Below are 1416 nucleotides of genomic sequence, written 5' to 3' on the forward strand. Positions count from 1 at the left end.
CCATTCGTGCTGGTCATCTGGGGTGGGGCTCCTGTCTCGCCCAGGAAGGATAACCCGGCATACCGGGTGTCTCATCACAGACTGACAGGGAGGGCTTCTCGCACGCTGAGCAGCGGATCTACCTCTCGGCGACGCTCGGATCCGGAGGTGAACTCGAACGAGCGTTCGGCCGCTCGCGGATCGTCAGGATGCCACTTCCCACCAAAACCCCACCACGCTCCGGACGCCGACTCTTCGTGTTTCCCGACCTCGCGGCCGGTGGAGATGCACTCGGGATGACTAAACGGATCGTCGGTGTCATGAACAAGGCGCTCGTGCTGAGTCAGGAGACGTTGGCGAAGACAGAAGCGGCTGCAACAGCGCTCGCGGGCGACGGCACGCCAGTCATGGGCCGGGACGACGTCGAGCAGGGTCTCGACGTCTTCGCTGCAGCGCCGACGGGGGTGCTTGGGCTAGCGAACCGTTACGACGGCCTGGACCTTCCAGGCCAAGCCTGCCGGATCGTGGTCCTGGGGGGAAAGCCAGACGCGGTCGGCCTGCAAGAGAAGTTCCTCAGCGAGCGCGCCGAAGCGAGTGCCGCTCTCGCCGAACGTCTCCGGACACGCATCGTCCAGGGAGCGGGGCGCTGTACCCGTGGACCGAACGACTACGCCGTCGTTGTAGTGCTCGGATCGGACATCACGAGGTATTTCAGTCGGCCGGACAACCGTGAAGCCCTTGAGCCCGAGTTGCAGGCCGAGGTCGAGTTTGGCTGGGAGAACAGTCGCGGTACCGATCCTGGCGAAGTCATCGAGAACGTCAAGATGTTCCTCGAACACGACGCTGCCTGGCGTGAAGGCGGCGAGCCGCTCGTGGCGGAGTTCCGGCAGGACGCGGTAAAGGTCGAGTCGCCCGGTGCGGAGGCACTTGGAGCCTCATCTGCCACCGAAGTCGAGGCGTGGCACCTGGCCTTCCGAGGCGAGTGGGTCTCGGCGAGTGAGCAGCTTCAGGAAGCGGCACGCCTTGTCGGTGCGGGCGGTGGGAGCACCCGCGGGTATCGCGGCCTCTTGCTGTACCTCTCGGGGGTCTGGTTGCACCTCGGAGCGCAGGATGAGACCCAGCGCGCGCGGGCGAGGGCGCTTGTGCGCCAGGCAGCTGCCGCGTCGAGCGTACGTGGCACCTGGCTCAAGGAGATGCCCGAACTCCCCGGGGCCGAGGAAATCCCACTCGCGAGCATGGATGTGGTCGCTGTGAACGCGATCGCAGCGCGCCTTCGCGGTCAGCTTCGCCCGAATCGCCTCACGGAAGATCTCCAGAAGATGCGTGGAGCGCTGGCACAGGACGACTCAGCCTGGATCCACCGCGTGAAGGTCGGTCTGGGGACGGGGAAATGGGAAGAGGTGCCTGCTGACCTGGGATGATGGGAGTTCCTACGCC

General features: G+C 65.5%; 1 protein-coding gene. It reads left to right on the forward strand.

The window, feature by feature from the left end:
* Window positions 1–299 precede the first annotated feature (299 nt).
* Window positions 300–1400, forward strand: a complete 1101-nt coding sequence (locus ABT245_RS45895; RefSeq protein ID WP_351747121.1) for a P-loop NTPase family protein — start codon at window positions 300–302, stop codon at window positions 1398–1400.
* Window positions 1401–1416: the final 16 nt, after the last annotated feature.

The sequence above is a fragment of the Streptomyces sp. NPDC001508 genome, assembly GCF_040298665.1.
GTDB lineage: Bacteria > Actinomycetota > Actinomycetes > Streptomycetales > Streptomycetaceae > Streptomyces.